We start from the raw sequence: 23,366 nt of genomic DNA, 5'->3' as shown, positions 1-23,366 counted from the left end.
ACCTAGGCCGACGGCACCGGTGGCGCGCCCGCGACGACAGCAAGGTCGCGGGCACGCCGCACGCCGATGGCGTCCAGCTCGCTGCCCTGCTCCGGATCGGCAAGCCTCTCACGTGTCGCTCCATCCAGATCAGCAAGGCCGGCAGCTGTCGCTAAGCCCCCGGACATCGCGAGCTGCCAACCTCTGGTCTCCGCCAATTTAGCCAGACGCGCCGGCCACTCCGTCCCGAGCCCGAGCACAGCCACCTGCGATGTGCGTCCAAGGGTCAGTTGCCCGACGACGATGTCGCCAACGTGAGCACCAATCGCCAGCTCGACGGCCCGGCCGATCTCGGCAGCGATCTTTTCGTTGACACGGTCCATGACCACGTCCATGGCGCCAATCGCCTGCAGCGCATCGCGGCAGCCTTGTTCTGCTCCCTGCTCCTCACCGAAGACGGCGAGCACGCCATTGCCGAGGAAGCGATCGATGCGCCCGGAATGGGCTTCGATCGCCCTGCCAATGGCGCCGAAGATCTCGTTCATCATGAACCCGAGGTCGGAGGGCAGCCGGTCGCGCGCAATGGTGGCAACCGGACGGACGCGGACGTGGACCAGGCATACCGCACGGCGCTCGGCGGGAAGGTGGTCGACGAGGGGCGCCCTCTCCGCTTGATCGCCGCCGAGGAGACGCGTGATCGTCAGCGGCGCCACCGGGCGAATCTGGCAGGCCAGCCGCACATTCGCCGGTGCCGCCAAGTCGGCGAGCATGACGCGCTCCGCGTGGCCGGGCGGTGCCAGCGTCTCCGCACCTTCATCAACCCGGACGCGACAAAGACCGCAGCGGGCACGGCCGCCGCAGTCGGACCGCTGCGAAAGATCGTTGCTGCCGATGATCTCCAGCAGCGTCGGACCGACCGCGGCCCGCACCGTCGCACCACCCGTGAACGCAATGACGATCTTCGGCGCCGCGAGCGACGCGACGTGACGGAACACGATGATCGTCACGCCTGCAACGAGCAGCGTGACGACCGCGATCTGCGCCGAAACCTGCAGCAGGGCGATCCACTTCCCATCGAGTTCGCTCGGCCAATGGGTGACCTGGCGCATCTGCTCGGCCATACCAGGATTGCCGAGCAACGTGGCGACGGCGCGTCCGGACACCACGAAACCCATCAGCGCCGCCATCGGCACCGCGACGGCGAGGACAAACAGCAGCGGCTGGACGAGGCGGTACCAGCTCCGGAATTTCAGCCAGTGATGCAGGCCGACGCAGCCGTGGATCCAGACCAGCAGCAGCAGAGCGGTCTGAATCCAGGCCGCCTTGGGCCACATCAACGCCAGCGCATAGAGGTAGCCATCCTGAACGCCAAACAGCGCATGAGCGATGTGGGTCTCGATGACGTGCGGCAGCAACAGCAGCGGGATCGCAAATCCCGTGGCGATCTGAACAAACTCCCAGGAGGACAGCCGCCACGTGCCGCGCTGAACCGTCTTGACGAACGCAAGCACGGCATGCGCGAGCAATGCCGCCGACAGCACGATCATCCCCGGCCACGATCGGGTGACGACCAGTCGCCATTCCTGCACCTCGTCCATCGCCTCGAGGCTAAACAGACCCACCGCATGGTTGAGAAAATGCGTCGCGGCGAACGCAAACAGGACGAGGCCCGACACGAGCCGGATGTTCTGGGACGTTACGGCAGGCATGAGCTCACTGTGATTCAGGCAAGCTGCGAAATCTGAGCACGGCTGAACCATCCGGTAGCGGCTGCCACCGGCCAACTCAAGCGCCGGCAGATCAGCCTCGAGCTATGTGAGGTCAGTCACGGTCGACGACGGGTGCCCCAGGCGAAGCTCCCCAGCACCATCGCAAGGGGATACGACATGACGAGCACCACCCGAAGCCCGCTGGGAACCGCGCTCCGCGCCTGCTTTCCCGCGCTCACCGCGACGTTCGTGCTCAGCCTCTTCATCAATGCGAGCATGCTCGCCTCGCCCCTCTATTCCATGCAGGTCTACGACCGCGTCCTCACCAGCCGCAATCTCGGCACGCTGGTCATGCTGACGCTCATCGTCGGTGTCTTCCTGGTGCTGTATGGCGTCCTCGAATTCGCCCGTTCCGGCGTTCTGGCCCGGGCCGGCGTGCAGTTCGAAGGCACGCTGCGCCACCCGCTGTTCGAGACGATGATGAAGGCGGAGCTGTCGCCGCGGCATCGCTTCGGCCAGCAGATCATCCGTGACGCCGAGACCATCCGCGACTGCATCTCCAGCGGCACCGCCGCCATCGCCTGCGATCTGCCGTGGACCCCGGTGTTCGTCGCGCTGTGCTTTCTGCAGCACGCTTATCTCGGCATCCTCTCTTTGCTCGGCGCGACAGTGCTGTTCTCGCTAGCGCTGCTCACCGAATTCTATACGCGCGATAGCGTCGAGCGCACCAACGCACTGGCCAACGAGGCCTCGCGCTTCGTCGCGGCGGCGCTGCGCAACGGCGAGGTCGTGCGCGGCCTCGGCATGGGGGACATCGTCATGGACCGCTGGAGCTGTCGGCAGTCGGCGATGGTCGATGCCCACAGCACCCTCGTCGAGCGGGGCGCGGCGATGCATTCCGTGACCAAGTTCGCGCGCATGGCGGTGCAGACCTCGCTGCTGTGCATCGGTGCGTGGCTCGCGATCGAGCAACAGATCTCGCCCGGCGCGATGATGGCGACCTCCATCATCATGGGCCGCGCGCTGGCCCCGGTCGAGCAGGTCGTCGGGCAGTGGAAGCGCATCATCGCATTCCGCTCCGCCTATCGCCGGCTGGAGGAGCTGTTCCAGGCCTTGCCGGTCACGGCTGCGCCGACGGCGCTGCCGACGCCGCGCGGCGACATCGATGTCGAGAACGCCGTGGTGTGGCCGCCGGCGGCCGGCCGCCCCTCGGTCAAGGGCGTCAGCTTTTCGCTCAAGGCCGGCGAGAGCCTCGCGATCGTCGGCGCCTCCGCCAGCGGCAAGTCGAGCATGGCGCGCGCCATGGCCGGGGTCTGGCCGCTGCGCGAAGGCGTGATCCGTATCGACGGTGCCGCCTACAGCCAGTGGGACCCAAACCGGCTTGGCAAGCATATCGGCTACCTGCCGCAGGACATCGAACTGTTCTCAGGCACCGTCGCCGACAACATCGCCCGGCTCGCGAAGGTGGATGAGGCCGCCGTCGTCGCTGCCGCCAAGGCCGCCGGCGCGCATGAGGTCATCCTGCGCCTGCCCAACGGCTACGACACTCCGATCGGCGAAGGCGGCGTGGCGTTGTCCGGAGGCATGCGACAGCGCGTCGGCCTGGCCCGCGCGCTGTACGGCGATCCGCGGCTCTTGATCCTCGACGAGCCGAACTCGAACCTCGACGAGGACGGCGAGCGGGCGCTGGCGCAGGCCATGGCTCAGGCGAAGGCCGCCGACCGAACCGTGATCGTCGTCACGCACCGTCCGCAGCTTCTGGCGCATGTTGACCGCATCATGGTGATGGCCTTCGGCAAGACGCTGGCATGCGGCCCGCGCGACGAGGTGATCGCCAAGATGCGCGGCCAGCGTGTCGTCGTCGCCCACGACCGGGCGACGGCCAGCGCCGCGGCCTGAACGGACCCCAATGCAGATCGCACACCGCAAGGAGCCAGCCATGATCAAGTTCACATCGCACGCACGGACACTCCAGCTGGCGCTCGCGACCGCCGTCCTGCTGCCGATGTCGGCTTCGGCGGAGACACCGATGACCGCGCGTCAGATGCTGGCCCACGCGCAAACCCAAGCTCTCAACGTTCCCAGCGACATCAAGAAGCCGGCGCCGGACAGCAGTGAAAGGATCGTCAGCGAGTCCGCCGCCTCGGGCGGTGCTTCGATCGCAGCCCCGTTTCCGGTAATCGAGCCGCCAACGCCGATCTCGGCGCCAGCAACGACGCTCACCGCGTTGGCCGTGCCCGTCCCGGCCCCAGAGGCAGCTTCGTCGCAGACGCGTACCAACTCGCTCACGGCCGCCGTGCCCGTTGCTGAAGCTGCCAAGACGTCGAATCCAGTGCTCGCGACACCGCCCGTGGCCGCCACCACCGAAACACGCCAGATGGCAACGGCCGCAACGCGGCCCGTCGCGGCCGCAGCTTCACCGGCCCTCGTCCCCGCGACCGCTCCTGTTGCCGCGACGCCCCAGTCCGGCCTGCCGGCCGCGGTGGCCACCCAGACCACGGGGACGCAACCGGCCGCCTCGTCGTCCGCCGAAAAGCCTGCTCCCGCGCGACGTCAGCCAACCCGTGCCAGCTCGGCAGCGGCCCGCCCTGCGCCCAAGCCTACTGCGAGATCGTCGAGACACAGCGACGAGGATGCCATCAGTACCCGGATCTCGCGCATCATGCGCCGGCCGGACGTGCAGTCATTGATGTCGCAATATGGCCTGGACTGACGACGAGCGCCGCGGACGATGGACGCTGATCGACATCGGTTCAGGCGGCCGATCAGTTGGCCGGATCGAACATGCACTGCAGGGCAGGCTTCGCGATCTTGGTGAACGTAGGACCGATCTCGGCCTGCTTCGGCGCGGGCACCCAATCGGTCTCGATGGTCGGCACGCCGGTCTCACTGATGCCGCGCAGCAGCGCCTCTCGCAAGTCGGCATCCTCCACCATCGCGGCCGCATGATCATGCAGGCAGGAGCAGACAGCTTCAGGATGCGCCCACCGGTCAAGCATATGAGGCGCACATTGCCGTACGAACTCGCTGCGCAGATCGGGCAATCGGGTCGTTATCCGCGCCTCGACGGAGGACCAGAAGAGGAACGACAGCACGGCAAGCGCCGCAGCACCCAGTCGAAAACGCATGGTGGACCGCTGGTATTTGTTTTTCGTCATGTCATCCACGCGGGCCCGGACGACACGATTCGCATGTCGCTGACGCCAGCATTGGTTTCATATCCGCTTCACGTTTCAAGCGGCCTGCGGCACAGGCCCAAAATGGTTTCATGGCCCCGCCGCTTCGTTTCATCGCGACCGACCCGATGACACAAAATACAATCAAAACGAGAGTGATCTAAAACCCCAAGCAGAAGAATGTTTCACTTGCCTTGGGCGAGCCAGCGCCCTCCGGGGCAGCCGCCATTTCTGCCCATGGCGAGCTTCTTAACGACCTTACGTTAGCTGTGGCCGGCAGGGAGAACCTCCCAGCTCACCACGGCAACCCAGCAGCGCGCGGCGCGTTGGGAGACGACGTTGCTCCCTCAGGGTCACCATGGACAAGCGCTCGCACACACCCAAACCGAGGGTATCACGCCGCAGCTCCCTGGTTGCGCCGATGGCGCAGCAGCGAACCGAGAGCTACGCCGGCTCGACGCCACAGAGCCTGGTGCGGCTGATCGGCTGCCACGATCCTGCCAAGCACAAATTGCCCGGCAAGGCTTTCGGCAGCCGATCGTCTCTTGGCAAGTCCCTTATTGAATGAAATCGCCGCACTTCTGGACGACGCCGTCGTCGGCTTTGCCCCAAGGCATGACCGGAACGGAGGAGGTCGAGTTCTTCGGCGATCCCTCGATCAGCCTGTCTGAGTAAACCATGTAGACGAGCACGTTGCGCTTGGCGTCGCAGCCGCGAACGATCTGCATCTTCTTGAAGAACAGCGACCGTCGCTGCCGGAACATGTCGTCGGCCTGTTCGAGCTTGCGTTTGAACCTGATTGGGCCGATCTGCCGGCATGCGAGCGAGATGTCGGAGACCTCCTCGGCCAGGCCCAGCCAACCGACATAGCCGCCCTTCTGCGGCACCGTGAAGTGGCAGGCGACGCCCTCTACCTCTGGATCATCAACGCCATAGGTCGCGAGCTTGTCATTCGGGCTGAGCAATTTGAACACGGTCGACCGACGGAAGATCAGATCCGGCTCGTCTGCGGCGTATGCTGAGATCACAGGCGAGGACAATCCGATAAGCAGTAGGCAAACGAGGGTTTTCAGCCACAGATCAAACCATTTGGTGGCTCTGAACGACATGTCGGTCTCCGTTGTACCGCCGATGCTCGGCATACCGCCCATGTAGGGACACAAATGCCTGCAAGGAAGGCGCTCCAGCCCCTGACCTTCCACTACCCGTTTAACGGGATGTGAGGCTTTTCTGCTACGATTGGAACGAAATCACGCAGGGCAGAAGCCCAAGCTGGTGAACGCAGACTCCGTCTGCGACACTAAAGACCAGATGGTTCTTGAGGATTTGCCGGAATGCTCTGCGTTCGTGCAGCCGCCAGGGGGCGGTTCTATTGTGCAGCAATCGTTTCAGTCCCGCTTGCCATAGCAGTGACCTCACAGGCTGGCGCAGCGTCTTATTACTACTGGAACGACGCGCAGCCCATCACCATTGCTCCGACCGTACGCCCGGCCGCTCCGCGCAAGCCCAAGGCGCGCCACCTTGAGATGCTGACCAAGACCGAGAAGGAGGCTGCCAAGCCGCAAGGGCCGGTCACGATCGCGGTGTCGATCAACAAGCAGCAGCTGAAGGTCTACGACGCAAACGGCCTGTTCGCGGAAGCACCCGTGTCGACCGGCATGAAGGGGCATTCCACGCCGATGGGCGTGTTCAGCGTCATTCAGAAGCAGAGATACCATCGCTCCAATATCTACAGCGGCGCCCCGATGCCGTTCATGCAGCGCATCACCTGGTCCGGCGTCGCGCTCCACGCGGGCGTGCTGCCGGGCTACCCGGCGTCGCATGGCTGCATCCGCATGCCGGCAAGCTTTGCAACCCGCATCTATGGCTGGACGCGGATGGGATCCCGGGTCCTGGTCACGCCGAGCGAGGTGGCTCCTGCGAGTTTCTCGCATCCGATGCTCGCTGCACTGAAGGCGCCGCAGCCGAGCGCATCGGTGCACCCCGATGCGACTGCGCCCGCAGCGATCAAGTCGGACAAGGGCACCGCCATCACCACCGCGATTACAGTCGCGACGACGGATCTGCGCGCCACGATCGGTCATGCCGAGAGCCCCCGCTTCGAAGGATCGCCCGCCGCGTCGCGCCAGGTGCGGACCGCCGATGCCAGCAACCCCAATGGGCTGCCACCGAAGATCTCGGACGCTTCGCCAAGCGCCGAACCACCGCGTTCACCCGCGGCGGAGGTTCGGAGCGATGCTGCCGATCTGAAGCCCAGTGTCGCCGAGACCAAGATTGAGCACGCGACCGCCGACGTGGAGGTCAAGCCAAGCGCTCCGGCCGCGGCCAGGATCGAGCAGCAGGACGAGGCCAAGTCTGCCCCCAGCGACGTCGCTCCGGCGGGTCAGCCCACGAATGCTGCGCAGGTGGCCGCTCCGGCCGTCGAGACGCCGGCTGAGGCCTCGGCGAACGCCGAAGCCCCCGGTTCGACCGAGCTCAAGCCTGCTAAGTCCAAGTCGGCTGAGTCCAAGCCTGCCGATGCCGCGATCGCGGACCAGCCTGCGCCGCCGCCTCCCGTGGCGGCAGAGGCACCGGCGAAGCCAGTCGACCCCAACGATCTCGCCAAGGATCAGTCGCGTGTTGCCGCACCGGACAAGCCGATTGCGCCCAAGCCCGAGTTGAAGCGCAACAGCCAGATCGCGATCTTCATCAGCCGCAAGGATTCGAAGCTGTACGTGCGGCAGAACTTCGCTCCGGTGTTCAACACCCCTGTCACGATCGCACCGGGCGACAAGCCGCTCGGCACCCACGTGTTCACCGCGACGGCTGACAAGGCCGATCCGGCGACGATGCGCTGGTCGGTCGTCTCGCTGCCCTCCTCGGCGCGGAGCGCCGCGGCGACCGATGGCGCGGCCAAGGCGGCCCGGCGCGGTAAGAGGTCCGCGGGCGCCGATGCCGAGCTGAAACAGGTCGTTCCGCTGAGCAGCGCAGCCGAGGCGCTCGATCGCATCACCATTCCCGCCGACGTCATGGCGTGGCTCGGCGAAGCCCTGTCGACCGGAAGTTCGCTGATCGTCTCCGATCAAGGCATCAACCAGGGCGAAACCGGCGAGGGCACGGAGTTCATCCTTTCGCTGCGCTGACGACCGACGACGTCCCTCTTTCCGCCCCACGGCAGGGGTATCCCGTGCCGGAACGCAGTCTGATCCAGCGCCACGTCGCGGCCGTTCAAGCAGCGGCCGGTCGAGCGCGGGCACATTCATGCTGACGGGGCTGGCTCTGCTCAGGGAGATTCACAATGATCGATCGCAGGATGGTTGTTCTCGGCATCGGCGCCTCGTTGTCGGGCGCGACGCTCACGTCGCAGGCCGCTCATGCCGACAACGCGGTGAGCAAGATGACCGCCTATCGCTTCTCCTTCCCCGCGCTGGCCGGTGAGCCGATCCGGCTCGCCGATTTCGCGGGCAAACCGGTGCTGGTGATCAACACGGCCTCCCAGTGCGGCTATACCCCGCAATACACCGGCCTCCAGAAGCTGTGGAGCGAGTTCCATGAGCGCGGGCTGACGATCATCGCGGTCCCCTCCAACGACTTCAACCAGGAGCCCGGGATCGCGGGCGACATCGCCGAGTTGGCCAACAAGGAGTACGGCGTCACCTTCCCGATGACCGCAAAAGCGGTGGTCACCGGTTCCAACGCCCACCCATTCTACCGCTGGGCCGCCGAGGCGCGGCCCAAGGAGACGCCGCGCTGGAACTTTCACAAATATCTGATCGGCCGTGACGGCTACATCGCCGACGTGTTCGCGTCCTCGGTCGAGCCGACGGATACGCGGGTCAAGACCGCGGTCGCCCGGCTGCTGGCGGACGGCTGAGCAACACTCGGCAGGAATGCGGCGGAAGCCGGCAACTTCCCCCGTGTTTTTGCCTCGTTTCCTTTTGGCGCCCATCCGGCAGCTGGGCTAGTATCCGCAACCGGATGACGGAGCGACTCTCGACGCTGGCGCTCCCGTTGCAACAACCCCGAGGAAACACGATGCGGATTGCAGCAGGATTGGTGTTCGCGAGTTCTTTGGCGGCTTCGCTGTTGACGTCTGGCGCGGCCTGGTCGCAGGCGCAGCGCACGGCGGCGGCGCCGACCCCGGCTGCTGCTGGTCCCGCACCGGCCCCTGTTCCCGCCGTGGCCGCCCAGACGCAGCCGCCGCGCGCACCCTGCATGAACCCCGAGGCGCTCGGCGTCGGCCGCACCGTCGAGATCGACACGACAGGCGGTCCGGGATTCGGCTTCGAGCACTTCAAGGACCTCGACTTCCTCAAGGATCATGAAGTGGTCCTGACGTTCGACGACGGCCCATGGCCGGAGAACACGCCCGGCGTGCTCAAGGCGCTCGCCGACCAGTGCACCACCGGCATCTTCTTCATCATCGGCAAGCATGCGACCTATTATCCGGAGATCCTGAAGCAGGTTTACAATGCCGGCCACACGGTCGGCACGCACACCTGGTCGCACGCAGCGCTGACCAACAAGAAGCTGACCGAGGATCAACGCAAGGAAGAGATCGAGCTCGGCATCAGCGCCGTGAAATGGGCGCTCGGCGGCAATTCGCCGGCGCCGTTCTTCCGCTTCCCGGCATTGCAGCATCCGCCAGAGATCGTAACCTATCTCGGCACCCGCAACATCGGCATCTTCTCCTGCGATCTCGACTCGTTCGACTTCAAGGCGCGCAATGCGCAGGCGGTGATCGACGTCACCTTCAAGAAGCTCGACAAGCTCGGCAAGGGCATCATCCTGATGCACGACTTCCACAAGCACACCGCCGAGGCCCTGCCCGAGCTGCTGCGCCGCCTGAAGGCCGGCGGCTACAAGGTGGTCGCGATGCGCGCCAAGGCGCCGGTGCAGTCGCTGCCGCAATATGACGAGCAGCTCGCCAAGGTCGCGAAGCTGCCGACGGTGAGCCAACGGCCGGTCTCGAGCGTTGTGACGACAGTGTCCGAATGAGACAGGATTCCTTTCGTCAGTGACCAAGCTTCGTCTCGAAGGTTACGTGATCGTGTCGGCCGACGGGATGTTGGCCGACGCGAGCAATGCGATGCCGCCCGCCCTGAAATTTCCCGGCGACGCCGCATTCTTTTCCCAGGCCCTCGATGGCGCCGATCTGATCATCCACGGCCGCAACTCCTATGAGGACCAGCCGAATTCGCCGAAGCGTCGGCGCATCGTGGTGACCGGCAAGGTCGCGGGGCTGGCGCCGGATCCGGAAAAGCCGCTCTCCACCCTTTGGAACCCGGCGGGTGCCTCGTTCGAAGCCGCCTGCGAGGCCGCCGGCGTCAGCAGCGGCACGGTGGCGGTGATCGGCGGTCCCGTCGTGTTCGAGATGTTCATGGACCGCTACGACACCTTCTTCCTGTCACTGGCACCCCACGTCTCCCTGCCCGGCGGCGCGCCGTGCTTTCCCGGCGTCGGTCCTGACCGTTCGCCGCAGCAGGTGCTGACGGCCCACGGCTACGCGCCCGCCAATCAGTTGATGCTCGATCCCGCCCACGACGTCAGCGTGACCGCCTGGAAACGCACCGCTTGAGGCTCCCCTCTAGATGTCTCCATAAGCGCTCTGCTCCGGTGTCTTCGGACCCTTGCCGTAGCCCAAGATCATGAACAGCGCGCCGATGATCGACAGGTTCTTCAGCGCGTCGATCAGGGTCTTGGCGTTGTCGGGCGGGGCCTGGTTCCAGAAGTCATGGAAGTAGAAGATGGTCGCGCCGACGAACACGATCATCAGAGCCGCGAAGAAACGCCCGAGAAAGTTGAGCGCGATCATCACGCCGGCAAGCACCTCGAACGCACCGGCCGCGATCGCCAGGATCTGCGGCATCGGCATCTTGGCAGCGGCCTCGAGCTGCGCCGCATAGGGCGCGAGCATCGTGGGAATCGTGACCTTGGCAGCGATGAGATCGGCGGTGGCGGGAATGCCGAACAGCTTGGTCGCGCCCGTGTAGATGAAGATCACGGCGAACAGAACGCGCCCGAATGTAATGAAACCCGGCATTCTCGCCCTCACGGATCAACTTCAAACGATGTGTCGCCGGCCCACCGAGCCGGATATGTGACGTCGCGAACGCTTTTCAACAATAAAGGCGGGCGGAATACGACCGAAACCGGACGAATTCCGCCACACTTCGATCACGCCAACAACGTCACGCAAACAGCGTCGGCTGCGCCCTCCCCGCCCGTTCCTGGGCTTCGACCGCGGCCACCGCCGTCATGTTGAGAATGCCGCGCGCCGTCACCGACGGCGTCAGGATGTGCGCCGGGCGCGCCGGGCCGATCAGGATCGGCCCCACCGGGACCGCATCCGCCAGCACCTTGATCATCTGATAGGCGACGTTGGCGGCGTCGAGATTCGGCATGATCAGGACATTGGCCGAGCCTTCGAGATCCGAATGCGGCAGGATCGCCTTGCGCGCGGTCGCCGACAGCGCGGTGTCGCCCTGCATCTCGCCGTCGGCCTCGAGGTCGGGACGATGCTGCTTCAGCAATGCCGTCGCCTGCCGCATCTTGCGCGAGGACTCGGTATCGTAGCCACCGAAATCGGAATGCGAGACGAAGGCAATCTTCGGCTTGATGTTGAATCGCGTGACGTGGTTGGCCGCGAGCGACGCCATCTCGGCGAGCTCTTCGGCCGTGGGATCCGGCCGCACCTGGGTGTCGCCGATGAAATAGGCGCCCTTGCTGGTGATGGTGAGCGCCAGCGCCGCGTAGTCGCTGACCCCCGGCATGAAGCCGATGATCTCACGGACGTGGCGCAGATGGCTCATGTAGCGGCCCTCGACGCCGCAGATCATCGCATCCGCCTCGCCCCTGACGACGGCGAGCGCCGCGATCACGGTGGCGTTGGTGCGCACCACCGTGCGCGCCGCATCCGGCGTCACGCCGCGCCGTCCCGCGATCTCGATGTAGCTCTGCACATAAGAGCGGTAGCGCGGATCGTCCTCGGGGTTGATCAGGTCGAAATCACGCCCGGCCTTGATCGACAGGCCGAAGCGCTTGATGCGGGCCTCGACCACGGAAGGACGGCCGACCAGGATCGGCCGCGCCAGCTTCTCCTCCAGCACCACCTGGGTGGCGCGCAGCACACGCTCGTCCTCGCCCTCGGCATAGATCACGCGGACCGGCTGCGTCTTCGCCTTGGCGAACACCGGCTTCATGACCAGGCCGGAGCGGAACGCAAAACGTTCCAGCAGCGCGGTGTACTCGTCGAAATTGGTGATCGGCCGCGTCGCGACGCCGGACTCCATCGCCGCCTTCGCCACCGCCGGCGCAATGCGCAGGATCAGGCGCGGATCGAATGGCGAGGGGATCAGCGAACCCGGACCAAAACCCTGCGTCTCGCCGGTGTCGAAGCCGCGGCTGACCGCGTCCGACGGCGGGTCCTGGGCAAGCTGCGCGATCGCGTCGACCGCCGCCTGCTTCATCGCCTCGTTGATCGCGGTGGCGCCGACGTCGAGCGCGCCGCGGAAGATGAACGGGAAGCACAGCACGTTGTTGACTTGGTTCGGGAAGTCCGAACGCCCGGTGCAGATCATCGCGTCCGGCCGCGCCGCGCGCGCCTCCTCCGGCATGATCTCCGGGTTGGGATTGGCCAGCGCCATGATCAGCGGCTTCTCGGCCATCTGCTTGAGCAGCTCCGGCTTCAGCACGCCGCCGGCCGAGAGACCAAGGAAGATGTCGGCGCCGCCGATCACCTCGGCCAAGGTCCGCTTGTCGGTCTTCTGCGCATAGACCGCCTTCCACGGGTCCATCAGCGTGTTGCGGCCCTCATGGACGACGCCGTCGATGTCGCAGACCCAGATGTTCTTGCGCTGCGCGCCCATCGAGACCAGCAGATTGAGGCAGGCGATCGCGGCAGCGCCGGCGCCCGACGTCACGATCTTGACCTCGGAGAGTTGCTTGCCGGCCAGCGACAGCGCATTCTTGATCGCGGCGCCGACGATGATCGCGGTGCCGTGCTGGTCGTCATGGAAGACCGGGATCTTCATGCGCTCCTTGAGCCGCGCCTCGATCTCGAAGCACTCCGGTCCCTTGATGTCCTCGAGGTTGATGCCGCCGAAGGTCGGCTCCAGCGCCGCGACCGTCTCGACCACCCGATCGATCGTGTCGGCCGCGATCTCGATGTCGAACACGTCGATGCCGGCGAATTTCTTGAACAGGACCGCCTTGCCCTCCATCACCGGCTTGGACGCCAGCGGGCCAATATTGCCGAGGCCGAGCACGGCTGTACCGTTGGAGACGACGGCGACCAGATTGGCGCGCGCGGTCAGCGTGGCGGCCTCGGCCGGGCTGTTGGCGATCTCGGTGCAGGCGGCGGCAACGCCCGGCGAATAGGCCAGCGCCAGGTCGCGCTGGTTGGCGAGCGGCTTGGTAGCCTGGATCTCCAGCTTGCCCGGCCGTGGCAGCCGGTGATAGGCCAGGGCTGCGGAACGAAGATCTTCAGAATAGGACGACGACATACGTGCTCCAGCGTTTCCGACCCGGATTTTTGGTCTCTTGAGTCTCGGTCAGACGTCGGTTTTTCCGGCCGGTGGAAGTGCATGTGATGCACGTTGGGCGGCTTTCATGCAACATCCGAAACCATGTTCGCCGGCATCCCGGGCCAGCGATTCCCCAGTTCGCAGAAGCACATCCCTACTCCATCGATTTCATTGAGACCATCATCACTTGCTGCCTAAGCCTTGGGCGGAGCACATCAAATGACCCGTATCCTGATCGGAATTCTCACGGCTGCCGCGCTGGCCGTCGCCGGCTTCGTCGGCGTGCCCTGGTACGCCCAGAGCCGCGCCGAGCGCGAGGTCGAGGCCAGCTTTGCCCAGATCCGGCAGAGCGGCGCCACGGCCACCCATGGCAAGGTCGCCTTCGAGCTGTGGAGCCGCAAGTTGACCATCGCCGACGTCAAGCTCCAATCGGCCGCGCAGCCGCCGGCCAGCGTCACGCTCGGCACCATCACCGCGACCGGGCTGAGCCAGCCTGATTCCGAGCACGTCACGGCCGCCAGCATCGAGATCAGCGACATCGCCATGGCCGGCCACATCCCCGGCCCGTCGCCGCTCCGGCTGAGCTACAAGCTGCCGCAACTGCTGGTGAAGGATTATGCCGGCCCGGCGCGGTTCGCCGCGCTCCCGGCCGGCGCCGGCATGCTCGAGACCTCCCGCGCGCTCGCCCAACAGCTCGCCACCATCAGCGCCACCTCGGCCACGGTGCCGCGGGTCACCGGCACGATGGAGGGCGGCCCCTCGGTCGGGCCGACCGAGTTCGGCTATTCCGGGCTGGTGGTGGACGACATCAAGGGCGGCCGCATCGGCAACTACAAGATCCAGGAGGTCACCTTCAGCACCGCGGCGCAACCGCCGAACGGCAAGGTCGAGACGGTGCGCGGCCGCATGCTCGACGTCGTGACCAAGGACATCGACGTCAACGCCATCGTCGCTCTGCTCGCGCCCGAGTCCGCCACCGACGATCGTGTCGTCCGCCTGAGCGGCGTCGCCGGGGCAGGCCTCTACGAGATCACGTCCGATCTCGGCATGCGCATGCACATCGACAGCCTCACGATGGACCAGTTCGGCGTGCGGCCGTCGCGCATCCAACTGCCGGCGCTGGTCGCCGCCTTGACGCCGACCTCGCCGCGAACGAGCGCCATGACGCCGGACCTCATCGACAAGGTGGCCAGCATCTATGACGGCGTCCTGTTCAAGAACGTCGAGGTCCGAGGCCTCGCGGTCGAGACTCCCGACGGCCCGGTCAAGGTCGCGCTGACGCGCTTCGACCTCGACGACGGCAAGGGCGACGTCGCGTTCGAGGGCTTCGACGGCCGGACCCCGAACGGACCGGTCAAGCTCGGCCGCTTCGCCGTGAAGCGCTTCGACATGGGCGGCCTGCTGCGCCACACCGCCAAATTCGCCGTACCGGGAGCCAAGCCAGGTCCGGCCGAAGCCCTGGCGCTGTTCAAGCTGATCGGCGGTATCGAGCTGAAGGCGCTGACGACGTCCTACAAGGCGAGCACCAAGCCGGTCCAGATCGACAATTTCAGCCTCGACTGGGGCCAGTTCGTCGGTCCCATCCCGACCCAGGCCCACCTGGTCGCCAAGATGGCAGGACCGCTCGATGCGTCCAATCCGGCGTTGCTGCCGCTTCTGGTCGCCGGCATCGACACCGCCGCCTTCGACGCCGATCTCGGCCTCGGCTGGACCGAGAGCTCGGGCGCGTTTGCGCTTCAACCGGTCAAGCTCGAGGTCAGCAACCTCATCGCAGCCTCGGCCAGCATGTCGCTGTCGCAGGTGCCGCGCGACGTATTCACCATCGACCTGCAGCAGGCCACGACGGCCGCGGCGCAGATCGAGGCCAGCGGGCTGGAATTGACCCTGCGCGATCTCGGCGCGGTCGACGTGCTCGTCGCCAATTATGCGCGCGGTCATGCGATCACGCGCGACGCTGCGCGCAAGGCGCTGGTCGACAGCATCAAGGCGATCGGCGCGCAGGTCGCGGCCGACAACGTCGATGTCGCCGGTGCCGTCGATGCCATCAGCCGCTTCGTCGAGCGTCCGCACCAGACCTTCACGCTGAAGCTCTCGCCGCGCGCCAAGGTCCCGGCCCTGCAGCTCGCCCAGCTCATCGCCATCGACCCACCGAGCGCGCTGGCGCAGTTCAAGATCGAGGCGCAGACCGCGCCGTGATCTGAAGGGAGGAGCGAGGGCCCCGCCTCTCTCCTCCATCATTCCGGCGGCACGTGGAGGGTCCGGCTACGCGATGAATGAGCACGGTCAACGCTCCGCGGCTTGGGGACGTGCGCCGACGATCCCGCGGCTCATTCGCCCGAGGTGTTCCGGTTCGTTCGGCCCTCATGTTTCGAAGAGGGCGCAGGGAATGCCGGGCGAAGGCCTCACCCATGGCCCGCCTGCGAAAAAAAATGCAGGCGGCAGGTACCACAGGTTCAGCCGATCATCCGGCATTCCCTGCGCGGTGGGCTTTTCGGCTGCTTCGCGCTCTCCTCGGGGACCGGCTTGTTTGCCCCCGTCATCCGCGCGATGCCCGAAGGCATCGACGCAAACTTGACACCAGCATCGGGGTGCCAGGACCACGCGACTTGACCGCCCGCAACCCGCCGTTCGTCCGCGCGCTCACACGCGTTGCGACAGACTGCGGCCACCGCCTCCCCGCCTCACGTCTCGTGACGACCGCGAACCGTCCCTCTTCATCGAGGCGGGATGGCCGGAAATGTGAAGGTGATTTGCCCGACGGTACAAGCGGAATGATTGCGACAAACTAACACGACGGGCAGTTTGCGCATGATGGGGTTGCAGCAATTGCCCGTCGGGCAGATATGCGACGGACTACGACGGCATGACCTTGAGCGATGTCGCCGCGTATCGCAGCAGGTAGGGTTTGCCTGCAGGTTTCCCGATGGGCTGCTCGTGTCCGAAGAAGGCGACATAGCAGTCGTAGCCGCCGATCTCCGGCTCCAGCCAGCAATGAACGACCACCCCATATTCGGGGCCGCCGTCCTGCTGACCATCGTAGCTGACCGCCGTTCCAGGCGGCAGGTACCTGTCAGGAACGGCCCGAATGCTTGATAGACTCACTTGGTCTTCCTCAAAGCTGTCACCGCGGTGAACGCGGGCTTGGCTTGCCGCGGAACGACAATGAAACTTGACGATAGAGCCTGATCTCGCAAGACTTACCAGGCATCTTCAAGATCGAGCCGGCCCCGCGCCTTCTGTTTCCGCGCGGCCCGCCGTCGATCGCTTCACAGTTCCGCCCAGCCCCATGCGCAGCCGCCAAGTCAACTTCTTTCTGACGCCGAAGGACCAGGCAGAGCTGCTGAGCAAGCTCGATCCGGCCGGTCAATTCGTCTACCTCGCTCGGCGCCGCAACGACAGCCGGATTGATATTCTGCCAACACCTGCCGTCCGGCAGATGGGGAAGGAGACGCTCACAATCTACATTGCGCGGGCAGATGATCTCGACGCGATGTCCTCCGATCACGGCGGGAACTTCTCAAGCATCGACGTGATCCAATCCCTCGTGATTGAATTCAGCCGATGCTACATGGGTGATCAGCATATCAGTGAGGGGCGCTTCTACGTCGTGAACAGCTACTTCGACCGAGACGGGCGGGTTGCGAGGAAGGACGAGGACTTTCTAACATGGTCCGCGCGGCTGGTGTCGAAGACAAGGAGATGTTTGACGAAAGATCCGGATTCGTTCTTCTATCTCGGAGCCGAGGCGCTGCAGCTCAAGAGCGTTGGCATCAAAACGCCGCCCATTTAGATCGGATGCTGCTCCGCGCCGCCTCGTCCTTGCGGGGTGTCTTCACTTTTCCCTTTCGCTGACGCTCAACACCAGCGTCGACCTGGTCGTGACGTTCTGGGCCGCCAAGGCGCGGCATCGTCTCGCCCGCCGGCCGAGCCTCGTGACGCGGATGCGGCAGGCATCAGGCGCCGTCATGTGCAGCCTGGGCGGCGCACTGTTGTTGGCGCGGCGCACGAGCTGACGCCAAGATCAGCTGGCGCGAAGTTGCGCTTCCAACACAAATTATACTTCCAAACAAACGTGCCGCAGCACGCCGGCGCTTGTGGCGCCGGCACACGCAAGCCGATGCGTCTTTGCGATCGCCCCTGCCGGAGCTAGTCGCGATAGCGGCAGAGCTCGTCGCCATTCTCGTATTCGTAGCAGATCTTGACGCGCCGGTAGGGCCGATCCCCCTCGGAGCTGCGCGCGCGACGATCCATGTCGTCATCATCGCGCTGCATTCGCGCGTTTCGGCCCGTGGTGCGATGATCCATGTCCTGATCCATCATCCGGCCCATGCGGTGCTGGCGCATCCGATCCATGTCCATGCGATCCATGCCCATGCGGTCGTCGTCGCGCTGCTGTGCCGTCCAGTCGCGGTTCACCCGCGTGTCTTCGGCACTCTGGCGCTCGCGTTCACGAGCCCGGTCCGACTGCTGGGGCGTACGTTCCGGCTGCACCGGAACGGCCTGGGTTTGGCCGGTTCCCGGCGTGCTGTCGGCCTGCTGAGCTGACGCGCCTGCTGAGAGGAGACAAGAGGATATTAACACGACGGTCACTGCTGCTGGAACGCGCATGGTTCATCCTCCAAGAGAATGCTGTCTAACCGTGCGGGTCAGCGTTGGTTCAAACGACATTGCCTGTTTCGATGCTGCGCCGCAAAGCAGATGACAGCCGGACGCAGAAGCGAGCTGAAGCGCTGAGGCAGGGCGGTCGCCGGTTGCTCTCTGGCGTCAGCCCGAGATCATATCGTGGTTGATTCCACGCCGGCGCCAATATCTCGCGCGCAGCCGCGGTGCGATCTGCCACGAGACGATGGCTGACAGCACCACGCTCAGGCCAATCATGACCGGCATTGCGAGCATCGCGTGATTGCTGAGCGGCGTGAGAAGAATCGTCAGAACTCCCGCACCGAACAGCACGGCCTGAACCATCATGAAGACCATCGCCGAAATCTGTGTTCGCATGGACATTGCGGTCGCTCACGGTTGTTGCGCCTGCAAGTCAATGAAGTATCCGTCGAACAGTTCCGGCTCACCATGGTCTCGAGGTCGGATCCGTGTCGCCCGGCCGGCCGCAAGCCGGCCGGAGGGACGTCGTTTGCACTGCGGCGCTGACGGGGGACGACAAGCTCGGCTGCGTCGTGCCGCCCCCGCCCGTCATTCCAGCTCGATCGCCTGGTAGGTGCCGGTCTCGTCGAGCGCGGTGCCCCAGATCTTGTGCGAGGCCTGGTGCTCGGCGCGTCCGAAGGAGAGCTTGCTGCCGAGCCCGAGGTCGATGCTCTGCATCGACTCCAGCGTGTCGACCAGTCGCTCGGTCTCGAGCGGCGTTGTCTGCTTCAGCGCCTGGATCAGGATGCTCGCCGAGATGAAGCCCTCGAGCGAGGTGTAATCCGGCGCCTCGCCGGGGAAGTACTTTTCCAGCGCGGTCTTGTAGTCGAGCACCAGGCTCGAATAGCCGGCGACCGATGGAACGCCCTGCGTGACGATGACGCCGTTGGTGTATTTCGAGCCGAGCAGCTTCAGCTCGGCGGCGAGCGACGACGATCCGACCGCCGAGATGTTGGCGTAGATCAGCCCCGGAACCGCCTCGTGGGTCTTCTCGATGAATTTCGCCGCCGCGCGGTCGGTCGCGATCATGATCACGGCCTTGATCGGTGGCTTGGTCTGCGCCTTCAGCTTGCCGACGGCCTCGTCGACGTCCAGCGAGCCGCGCGGGAAGCCGTAGCGGATGATCGGATCGGTGATGCCGAGCGCGCGGAATGCCTTGGCGACGCCGTTGGCGCCGTCGTCGCCATAGGCGTCGTTCTGCGCGAATACGGCGATCTGCTTCGCCGGGATGCGCTTGACCTTCATCAGGTAGCGCACGATCGCCGCGGTCTCTTCGGCATAGCTCGCACGATAGTTGAAGACGTAGCGGTCGGGCGGATCGCGGCGGACGACGGCGGAGCCGCTGTAGGGCGCGAAGAACAGCGCGCGGCGCTCCAGCGCGTAGGGGATCGCCACCGCATTGTTGGCGGTACCCATGTTGCCGATATAGCCGAACACCTGGTCCTTCTCGTAGAGTTGCGTCATCGCACCGAGCGTCCGCGTGGGATCATAGCCGTCGTCGGCAGCGATCAGCCGCAGCTTGCGGCCGTTGATCCCGCCGGCGTCGTTGGCGCGATTGAAGGCGGTCTCGATGCCGAGCTTCATCTGGCGCGCGGACTCCTTGCGGACTCCGGAGAACGGGATGACGGTGCCGAACCGGATCTCGGTGTCGCTGACGCCGTGCGGAAGCGGAGGCGGCAGGTTGGCCGTGGGCTGCGTCGACGCGGCTGCGGTCGAGGGCGCCAGCGCGAAGGACAGCGACGGAGCCGCCGACTGCTGCTGGCTGAGCGACCGCTCCAGCTCCGCCAATTGGCGTTCTGCGGTCTGACAGCTCACCTGCGAGGACGCGACCCGGCCGCGGCCCTCGGCGATGTAGCTGTTGAAGGTGCGAATGAGCCCATCGCGCTCGCCGCCGTTCGAAGAGCCCTGGCGGATCACTTCGCTGAACTGATCGATGATGGTCTGGACGCGCCCCTGGGCGATCTCGCGGCACGTCGCGGCCTGGCCGACGACCGGACCGACACGGGAGGCGAGATCACGAACGACATCGGGGGAAATGGGAGCAGCGGAGGCGGCAGGGACGAAGAAGCAGGTTCCGAGAAGGAGCGCACACCAGCGAACGGTCATTTTGAACTATCCGTCTTCTTTTGATTGGTTGGCTAAGTTCACTACATGAGTCAGACAGGCTTCCTATTAAAGACAGGTTGCATGACACCGCAATATCCATTCGGCCGATCGCGGTCGCCTGGAACTCATAGCGGGGCGCACTGCTCGATCGTGTTTCGCGCCGTGTCGCGCAACCCGCCGAACTAACAGGCGGCACGAACGATTAGTTCTCAGAATCAACAGTTTGCCGCGGGGCATGGCGACCGGCTTCACCGGCCGGTCGAAGAGCTCAGCGCGATGCGCGAGGCGCCTCCGGAGCCGCCTGGACGCCATCGGACGCCCGGATGAAGTTGTTCGCAGTCTTAACCAGCATTAACGCGAGACCATCAAATGCCGGGCGACGCCTTCAAGGCTGGGTCATCTTGCGGCAGTCTCGAGTCACCGGCGACGACATGCCGCAGCTCAGCGTCCGATAACGACGAGGTGAGACTGAATTGACGGGAGAAGCGTCCTGACCCGCCGGCCCATCGCTGGCTCGCTGCCGATTTTGGCGATAGCAGCTGATCGCAGCTCATAGCGGTGGGAAGAGGTTCGTGATGCCGTGGAAGAATACGACGATGGAGTTCGGTGCGATCGCCAAGCTCTTCCACTGGACCGGCGCCGCGGCCTTCATCGCGGCCTATGCCGTCGTGTACTATGTCATCTGGTTCATGGACGACACGTCCCCGGACGCCTTGCCCGTGCTCAACGTCCATTGGGTGCTGGGCATGATCGTCGGCCTGTCCGTCCTGCCTCGCCTGCTGTGGCGGCTCGTCAACGTTCAGCCCGATCAGCCGCATGCATCAGATGCCGAGGCGTGGCTCGCGCACGCCGCGCATTGGGGATTGTACGTGCTGCTGATCCTGATGCCGCTGACCGGCTATATCGGCACCGATGCCGCCACCGACTTCGGAGCGTTCGCGCTGCCGAACTTCCGTGAGACGGCGCTATTCGGCTGGATCGAGACGCGCTGGGGGATCACCTGGGAGGCGTTCGAGCCGCCGGTCGACGCAATCCACCATGTCGTCGGCAAATGGATCGCGTGGATCGTGGTGGCCCTGCACGTCGCGGCCGCGCTGTTTCATCACGTCGTCCGCCGCGACGGCGTCCTGACACGGATGCTGCCGGGCCGTTCGGCCGCGTGAACGATGCGCGACCCGTGACGACCGCTCTGCGATCCCCACACGATCGTCATTGCGAGGAGCCGCAGGCGACGAAGCAATCCGGAGTCCTCGTGCCACCCCGAATTGCTTCGCTGCGCTCGCAATGACGAAGATTCGAGCATCAACCTCAGTCCGCCGAACTACTTGTTCGGCAGGTTGGTCCTGATGTGCAGCTCGCGCAGCTGCTTCGTGCTGGCTTCCGACGGCGCGCCCATCAGCAGGTCCATGGCCTGCTGGTTCATCGGGAACAGCGAGATCTCGCGCAGGTTGGTGGTGCCACAAAGCAGCATCACGATGCGGTCGACACCGGCGGCCATGCCGCCATGCGGCGGGGCGCCATACTGGAAGGCGCGGTACATGCCGCCGAAGCGGTCGACCACCTCCTGCTCGCCGTAACCTGCGATCTCGAACGCCTTCACCATCGCCGCCGGCTTGTGGTTGCGGATGCCGCCGGAGGCGATCTCGTAGCCGTTGCAGGTGATGTCGTACTGGAACGCCTTGATGGTCAGCGGATCCTGCGTCTGCAGCGCCTCCAGGCCGCCCTGCGGCATGGAGAACGGGTTGTGCGAGAAGTCGACCTTCTTGTCGTCCTCGTTGTACTCGTACATCGGGAAGTCGACGATCCAGGCCAGCTTGAACTGATCCTTGTCGGACAGGTTCAGCTCATCGGCGACCTTGTTGCGGGCGAGGCCTGCGAACTTCCAGAACTTGTCGGGATCGCCGGCGACGAAGAAGGCAGCGTCGCCCTCCTTGGTGCCGAGCTGGCTGCGGATCGCAGCCGTGCGCTCCGGACCGATGTTGTTCGCCAGGGGACCTGCGCCCTCGCCGCCCTCGCGCCACATGATGTAGCCGAGGCCGGGCTGGCCCTCGCCCTGCGCCCACGAGTTCATGCGGTCGCAGAACGCGCGGCTGCCGCCGGATGGCGCCGGGATCGCCCAGACCTGGTTCTTGGGGTCCTCGAGCATGCGCGCGAACACCTTGAAGCCGGAGCCGCGGAAGTGCTCGGAAACGTCGGCCATCTCGATCGGGTTGCGCAGATCAGGCTTGTCGGAGCCGTATTTGCGGATCGCCTCGGCGAACGGGATGCGCGGCCAACCCTTGGTCACCGGCTTGCCCTTGGCGAAGTCCTCGAACACCCCGGTGATGACCGGCTCCATCGCCGCGAACACATCCTCCTGCTCGACGAAGCTCATCTCGACGTCGAGCTGGTAGAACTCGCCCGGCAGGCGGTCGGCGCGCGGATCCTCGTCGCGGAAGCACGGAGCGATCTGGAAGTAGCGGTCGAAGCCCGACATCATCAGCAGCTGCTTGTACTGCTGCGGCGCCTGCGGCAGTGCGTAGAACTTGCCGGGATGGATGCGCGACGGCACCAGGAAGTCGCGCGCGCCCTCCGGCGACGACGCGGTCAGGATCGGCGTCTGGAATTCGAAGAAGCCCTGCTCCTTCATACGCCGGCGCATCGAATCGATGATCGCGCCGCGCGTCATGATGTTCTGGTGCAGCTTCTCGCGACGCAGATCGAGGAAGCGGTATTTCAGCCGGATGTCCTCGGGGTACTCCTGCTCGCCGAACACCGGCAGCGGCAGCTCGTCCGCGGGGCCGAGCACCTCGATGTCGGAGACGTACAGCTCGATCTTGCCGGTCGGCAGATCGTCATTGTCGGTGCTCTTGTTGTCGGCGCCGGCCGGGCGGCGGCGCACCTTGCCCTCCATGCGCACGACCCATTCCGAGCGCAGCTTCTCGGCCAGGCTGAACGCCGGCGAGTCCGGATCGACCACGCATTGGGTGATGCCGTAATGGTCGCGCAGGTCGACGAACAGGACGCCGCCATGGTCGCGGATGCGATGGCACCAGCCGGACAGCCGGACCGTCTCTCCGATGTTGCTCTCGCGGAGCGCGCCGCAGGTGTGGGTCCGGTAGCGATGCATGGTCGTCCTGAATGGTCGTCGTGAGGAGAAGGAATCGGCGCAGCCCTTAAAGGCGCGCTCCGAATGCGCGCAGGGTTTAGCCGAGCCGCCCCGGCGCGGCAACCGCAGGAACGGCTCCTTTTCCGCCTCGCAGCGGGGAAAA

General features: G+C 65.4%; 20 protein-coding genes. 10 read left to right on the top strand and 10 right to left on the bottom strand.

Annotated elements, in window-relative coordinates; all coding sequences use genetic code 11:
• Positions 1 to 2: 2 nt before the first annotated feature.
• Positions 3 to 1,688 carry an adenylate/guanylate cyclase domain-containing protein gene (locus QW881_RS16700; RefSeq protein ID WP_316172677.1) on the bottom strand — a complete coding sequence of 562 codons (1,686 nt, stop codon included), beginning with the start codon at positions 1,686 to 1,688 and terminating at the stop codon, positions 3 to 5.
• 177 nt (positions 1,689 to 1,865) lie between these two features.
• On the opposite strand from QW881_RS16700, the gene QW881_RS16695 reads away from it, so the two are divergent.
• Together QW881_RS16695 and QW881_RS16690 are read left to right on the top strand one after the other, a co-directional pair.
• Positions 1,866 to 3,587, top strand: a complete 1,722-nt coding sequence (locus QW881_RS16695) for a type I secretion system permease/ATPase (protein WP_315755702.1) — start codon at positions 1,866 to 1,868, stop codon at positions 3,585 to 3,587.
• 40 nt (positions 3,588 to 3,627) lie between these two features.
• Positions 3,628 to 4,401 carry a hypothetical protein gene (locus QW881_RS16690; RefSeq protein WP_315755703.1) on the top strand — a complete coding sequence of 258 codons (774 nt, stop codon included), beginning with the start codon at positions 3,628 to 3,630 and terminating at the stop codon, positions 4,399 to 4,401.
• Between the two features lie 52 nt (positions 4,402 to 4,453).
• Here the strand turns inward: QW881_RS16690 and QW881_RS16685 are convergent, their stop codons facing one another.
• Positions 4,454 to 4,846 (bottom strand): hypothetical protein, encoded by a 393-nt coding sequence (locus QW881_RS16685; RefSeq protein WP_409998969.1) that lies wholly within the window; start codon positions 4,844 to 4,846, stop codon positions 4,454 to 4,456.
• Positions 4,847 to 5,285: 439 nt separating this feature from the next.
• Between QW881_RS16685 and QW881_RS16680 the strand changes: the two genes are divergently transcribed.
• Positions 5,286 to 5,432, top strand: a complete 147-nt coding sequence (locus QW881_RS16680; RefSeq protein WP_315755704.1) for a hypothetical protein — start codon at positions 5,286 to 5,288, stop codon at positions 5,430 to 5,432.
• On the opposite strand, the gene QW881_RS16675 is transcribed toward QW881_RS16680, so the two are convergent.
• On the bottom strand, positions 5,422 to 5,973 hold the full coding sequence (locus QW881_RS16675; RefSeq protein ID WP_315755819.1) for a CreA family protein: 552 nt from the start codon (positions 5,971 to 5,973) through the stop codon (positions 5,422 to 5,424). The genes QW881_RS16680 and QW881_RS16675 overlap by 11 nt on opposite strands.
• Positions 5,974 to 6,198: 225 nt before the next feature.
• Here QW881_RS16675 and QW881_RS16670 point away from each other — a divergent pair, with 225 nt between their 5' ends.
• The 4 genes from QW881_RS16670 to QW881_RS16655 all read left to right on the top strand — a co-directional run bounded on the left by QW881_RS16670 (position 6,199) and on the right by QW881_RS16655 (position 10,421).
• Complete coding sequence (locus QW881_RS16670) at positions 6,199 to 7,986, top strand: L,D-transpeptidase (RefSeq protein WP_315755705.1); 1,788 nt, start codon at positions 6,199 to 6,201, stop codon at positions 7,984 to 7,986.
• Positions 7,987 to 8,141: 155 nt separating this feature from the next.
• Positions 8,142 to 8,717 carry a glutathione peroxidase gene (locus tag QW881_RS16665; RefSeq protein ID WP_315755706.1) on the top strand — a complete coding sequence of 192 codons (576 nt, stop codon included), beginning with the start codon at positions 8,142 to 8,144 and terminating at the stop codon, positions 8,715 to 8,717.
• A gap of 161 nt (positions 8,718 to 8,878) precedes the next feature.
• On the top strand, positions 8,879 to 9,841 hold the full coding sequence (locus tag QW881_RS16660; protein WP_315755707.1) for a polysaccharide deacetylase family protein: 963 nt from the start codon (positions 8,879 to 8,881) through the stop codon (positions 9,839 to 9,841).
• Positions 9,842 to 9,860: 19 nt separating this feature from the next.
• Positions 9,861 to 10,421: a dihydrofolate reductase gene (locus QW881_RS16655; protein ID WP_315755708.1), complete on the top strand. Its 561-nt coding sequence runs from the start codon at positions 9,861 to 9,863 to the stop codon at positions 10,419 to 10,421.
• Positions 10,422 to 10,430: 9 nt separating this feature from the next.
• On the opposite strand, the gene QW881_RS16650 is transcribed toward QW881_RS16655, so the two are convergent.
• Both QW881_RS16650 and QW881_RS16645 read right to left on the bottom strand, forming a co-directional pair.
• The gene (locus tag QW881_RS16650) at positions 10,431 to 10,886 is read right to left on the bottom strand and encodes a DoxX family protein (RefSeq protein WP_315755709.1); all 456 of its coding nucleotides are present in this window, start codon (positions 10,884 to 10,886) and stop codon (positions 10,431 to 10,433) included.
• A 148-nt stretch (positions 10,887 to 11,034) separates the two neighbouring features.
• The gene (locus QW881_RS16645) at positions 11,035 to 13,347 is read right to left on the bottom strand and encodes an NADP-dependent malic enzyme (RefSeq protein WP_315755711.1); all 2,313 of its coding nucleotides are present in this window, start codon (positions 13,345 to 13,347) and stop codon (positions 11,035 to 11,037) included.
• Positions 13,348 to 13,587: 240 nt separating this feature from the next.
• On the opposite strand from QW881_RS16645, the gene QW881_RS16640 reads away from it, so the two are divergent.
• The gene (locus tag QW881_RS16640) at positions 13,588 to 15,564 is read left to right on the top strand and encodes a hypothetical protein (RefSeq protein ID WP_316158549.1); all 1,977 of its coding nucleotides are present in this window, start codon (positions 13,588 to 13,590) and stop codon (positions 15,562 to 15,564) included.
• A 657-nt stretch (positions 15,565 to 16,221) separates the two neighbouring features.
• On the opposite strand, the gene QW881_RS16635 is transcribed toward QW881_RS16640, so the two are convergent.
• Positions 16,222 to 16,470: a hypothetical protein gene (locus tag QW881_RS16635; protein WP_316158550.1), complete on the bottom strand. Its 249-nt coding sequence runs from the start codon at positions 16,468 to 16,470 to the stop codon at positions 16,222 to 16,224.
• Between the two features lie 184 nt (positions 16,471 to 16,654).
• On the opposite strand from QW881_RS16635, the gene QW881_RS16630 reads away from it, so the two are divergent.
• Complete coding sequence (locus QW881_RS16630; protein ID WP_316158551.1) at positions 16,655 to 17,158, top strand: hypothetical protein; 504 nt, start codon at positions 16,655 to 16,657, stop codon at positions 17,156 to 17,158.
• Positions 17,159 to 17,514: 356 nt separating this feature from the next.
• Here QW881_RS16630 and QW881_RS16625 read toward each other — a convergent pair whose 3' ends face one another.
• From QW881_RS16625 to QW881_RS16615, 3 genes are all read right to left on the bottom strand, one after another.
• Positions 17,515 to 17,976, bottom strand: a complete 462-nt coding sequence (locus tag QW881_RS16625; protein ID WP_315755715.1) for a hypothetical protein — start codon at positions 17,974 to 17,976, stop codon at positions 17,515 to 17,517.
• 156 nt (positions 17,977 to 18,132) lie between these two features.
• A complete protein-coding gene (locus tag QW881_RS16620; RefSeq protein WP_315755716.1) occupies positions 18,133 to 18,372 on the bottom strand; it encodes a hypothetical protein in 240 nt (79 codons plus the stop codon).
• Between the two features lie 186 nt (positions 18,373 to 18,558).
• Entirely contained in the window at positions 18,559 to 20,115 is a 1,557-nt protein-coding gene (locus QW881_RS16615; protein ID WP_315755717.1) for an ABC transporter substrate-binding protein, read from the bottom strand.
• 575 nt (positions 20,116 to 20,690) lie between these two features.
• On the opposite strand from QW881_RS16615, the gene QW881_RS16610 reads away from it, so the two are divergent.
• Positions 20,691 to 21,278: a cytochrome b gene (locus tag QW881_RS16610; RefSeq protein ID WP_315712351.1), complete on the top strand. Its 588-nt coding sequence runs from the start codon at positions 20,691 to 20,693 to the stop codon at positions 21,276 to 21,278.
• 158 nt (positions 21,279 to 21,436) lie between these two features.
• Here QW881_RS16610 and aspS read toward each other — a convergent pair whose 3' ends face one another.
• Positions 21,437 to 23,224, bottom strand: a complete 1,788-nt coding sequence (aspS, locus tag QW881_RS16605) for an aspartate--tRNA ligase (RefSeq protein WP_315712352.1) — start codon at positions 23,222 to 23,224, stop codon at positions 21,437 to 21,439.
• Positions 23,225 to 23,366: the final 142 nt, after the last annotated feature.

The organism is Bradyrhizobium sp. SZCCHNS3016, assembly GCF_032484535.1.
GTDB lineage: Bacteria > Pseudomonadota > Alphaproteobacteria > Rhizobiales > Xanthobacteraceae > Bradyrhizobium.
This window is presented reverse-complemented; position numbering and strand designations above follow the sequence as displayed.